The 3,346-nt window shown below is 71.0% G+C and carries 2 protein-coding genes; one reads left to right on the forward strand and one right to left on the reverse strand.

What is annotated here, in order from left to right:
- Positions 1-186 precede the first annotated feature (186 nt).
- Entirely contained in the window at positions 187-1,413 is a 1,227-nt protein-coding gene (locus ACFWI9_RS28925; RefSeq protein WP_387166525.1) for a DUF6777 domain-containing protein, read from the reverse strand.
- Between the two features lie 755 nt (positions 1,414-2,168).
- Between ACFWI9_RS28925 and ACFWI9_RS28930 the strand changes: the two genes are divergently transcribed.
- A partial coding sequence (locus tag ACFWI9_RS28930) for an integrin alpha (RefSeq protein WP_387166528.1) occupies positions 2,169-3,346 on the forward strand: 1,178 nt, incomplete at its 3' end.

Consider the following 3,346-nt stretch of genomic DNA (forward strand, 5'->3'; position numbering starts at 1 on the left):
TCACGCCCGCCCGCGCGCGCCCCCGCCCCCTCCGGCCGCGCCCGCGGCTCGACGCGCCGGCCGGGGGCGCGGGGCCCCGCGCCCCCCCCCAGCCCCCCCCCCCCCCCCCCGGGGGTGGGTCTACTGGTCACCTGTGCGATCGTGCCATGTCGTACCAAGGTGTGCGGTGGATGGTTCGGAACCGACCTACGACGGATCGGACTGCGGCGGCTGCTGCTGGTGCTCCGAGAGGCCCGGCAGCACGTAGTCGGGTAGCCGGGGAAGCTGCGGGGACTGCGGCAGCGGTATCGGCAGGGGCGGCACCGGCTGGTCCTCCTGCTTCGGTTTCTGCGGCTGCTCCTGGGGCTTTCGCGGCTGGTCCTGCTTTTGTCCGGGGGACTGCGGTTCAGGGGACAGCGGTGCGGGGGACTGCGGCTCCTGCTGCTGCTCGGGGTTCTGCTTCGGCTGCTCCTCGGGCTGCTGCTCTTGCGGCTTCTTCTCCGGCTTCTGCTCGGGTGTCTCGGGTGTCTCGGGCTTCCCGGGAGTCTCAGGAGTCTTGCCGGGTTGGTCCGTGTGCTCCGTGTTCTGCTCGTCCGGGGACTTCGGCGCCTCCGGCTTCTTCTCCTCGTGAGGGGACTGCTCGTCCCGCAGGACGGGCGGCGTCTCTCCTGAGGGCTGGCCCTTCGGCGCCGGTACCTCGCGGTCCTTGCCGGCCGACTGGTCTCCGCTCGGTCGCGCGATCCACCCCTTGTGCTCGTGGTCGAAGAGCGTGACCGTCTTCATCGGCTTCTCGGCGGGCGTGACCACGACGAGGGCGGCCGGCCGGAACGAGGCCCACTTCTGTCCGGTGTACGCCTTCGCGCCCTTGACGGTCACCGGCGGGGTGAGCGGGTTGCCGCTGGCGCAACGGACGCGGGGGACGCCTCGGTCGTCGATCAGGACGGCCGTACCCGCCTGGAGGGTGGCCTGGTAGCTGGTGGCGGCCTGGTCCGTGTAGCCGTGGTTGGTGACCCGGGTGTCCCAGCCCAGCCTGACCGGGGTCAGCGACCTCAGGTAGGAGGGGATGTCCGGCTGGCGGATGCCCAGCACACCGGCGAACGCCTTCCCTTTGGCCGCGTCCCGTGAGAGGTACGTGATCTGCTTCTCGACATCGCAGCTCGCGGCCTTCTTCGTGCCTCCGTACAACCCCGGGTGCGCGCCGTCGACCACGCGGGTGGCGTTGCCGGCGACCGGGGCCGCGGCATCCGCGGCCTTCGCCTCCTCTCCGGGGTCCGACACCGTGGACGGGGTGAACGGGTCCTTCCCCGACGCCGATGTGGTCTCCAGGAAGATCTCTCCCTTGGCCTTGCCACCACCGCCGATGCCGCCGCCTTGCAGAGCGAAGGCGAGGATCACCGCCGTCACGAGGGCCAGGACGGCACCCAGGCTCGCCAAGGCGTTGCGCCCTCGGAACGGCCGCCACCGGGAAGACGGCGCCACTGAAGGGCCCGAAGAATCCGTAGAACCCGTAGAACCCGAATCAGCCGAGTCGGTCGGGGGCACGGAAGAGGCCGGGGGCGGCCCGGCAGGCGTGCCGGGGGCGGCCGACGGGCCTGACACGGCCTCGTGGTCCGGCTCCGGAACCGGCTTGCCCGGTTCGCTGGTCGGCCGGCCCGGTCTACTCGTCGGCCGGCCGGACAGCGGACCTGACGGCGGCCCGGTGGGACGCTCGGATGGGGGTGGCTGGGAACTCACGGCTCTCTCCCGTTCTCTCCCCCTTCCCGGTGATCCCGGGCTTCCCGTTGCTTCGGGCTTCCCGGTGGTCCCGGATGACCCTTCACCTCCATTAAGCGCCTGCCGCACCGACGAGTCACGCCCCTGCATCTCGGGGCTTGACAGGCCGCGGAAGCCGAGGAATCCCTGAGCTGATTCCTCCTTCCTCGTACAACCTTTCGCTCCGCAGCCGGGTCTGGATCACGGTTGCCTTCATGGCGCCTTTTTCCACGTCAACGAGGGGTACCTGGTGCTTCCGCGCTCCACCGCAGTAGCGGTTCTCCGTGCCGCGACGGGCATGGCCACCGTCGGCATTGCTCCCACCACGGCACATGCTCCGGCCGGAACGGCGAGCACGGTCACCTGCGGCGGCTCGGGGTGAGCCGTGACGGCCGCATCCGGCATACCCGAAGGCCGGACCGCGCCCGGTCCCGGACGTGCCTGAACAGCTGAGCCGTGTCACCCTCCGCACCTGCCACCTACTCCTCACAGGCACCGTGCACCACGTCCCACGCACCTCATCCGAACTGGGGGATTCGATGCGCTCCAAGGCGCTCACCGCTGCCGCGGCCTGCGCGGCAACCGTCCTCGCCGTCACCGCTCTGGCACCCGCGGCCACCGCGGCAAGCTCAGCGCCGAAGGCCGCGGCCAAGGCCGCAGCCCTGGTCGGCGCCAAGGCCGAGGACGGCAAGGCCGACTTCAACGGCGACGGCTACCCGGACCTCGCCATCGGTGCCCACACCGCGCCCGTCGGCACCGTCAAGCGCGCCGGTGTCGTGACGATCGCCTACGGCTCCCCGACCGGCCTGCGGTACGAGACCGCCTCGGTCATCAGCAAGGCCACCCCGGGTGTCCCTGGTGACCCCGTCGAAGACGAGCGGTGGCGCGAGGTCAGCGGCCACGGCGACCTGGACGGCGACGGATACGACGACCTGGTCGTCCGCTGGCTCGAGAAGAACATGGTGCTCTGGGGCGGCGGGGACGGCATCACCGGCGCCGCGACCGCCATGCCCACCGGCAACTACACCGCCACCGACCCGAAGCTGCTGGGTGGCGGCTTCGGGGTGGGCGATGTCAACGGCGACGGCGTCGACGACTTCGTCAGCCGCAGCCACTACGGCCTGGGATACGGCCCCAGTGTCCTGCTCGGCCCGATCAACCGCACGACCGGCAAGCCGGCGGGGGTGTGGCACCGCGACACCGACAAGCTGGACAAGGTCGGCACGTCCGAGCTCTATGTCGGAGACACGACGGGCGACGGCATCGACGACATCGTGGTGAGCGGCGGAGTGCCGCTCGGGAGCGGCGCGACAAGCGGTGTCGTGCTCAAGGGCTCCGCCACCGGCCTGGTCAAGGGCTCGGTTTTCAAGGGGCCGTACCAGCTCTTCACCGACTCCCGCTCCGCCTTCGGCGACCTCAACAAGGACGGCCGCCAGGACCTGGTCACCGCGTACCCGGAGCAGAACAAGATCTACGTGGCCTACGGCAGCGCCGACGGCCTCGCCAACGGCCGCTCTTATACCCAGGCCAGCAGCGGAGTCCCGGGGATCGACGAGGCAGGCGACCAGTTCGGCTCGGCCGTGGCCATCGGCGACACCGACAAGGACGGCTACGA

This window comes from Streptomyces sp. NPDC127084, assembly GCF_042724175.1.
Classification (GTDB): Bacteria; Actinomycetota; Actinomycetes; order Streptomycetales; family Streptomycetaceae; genus Streptomyces.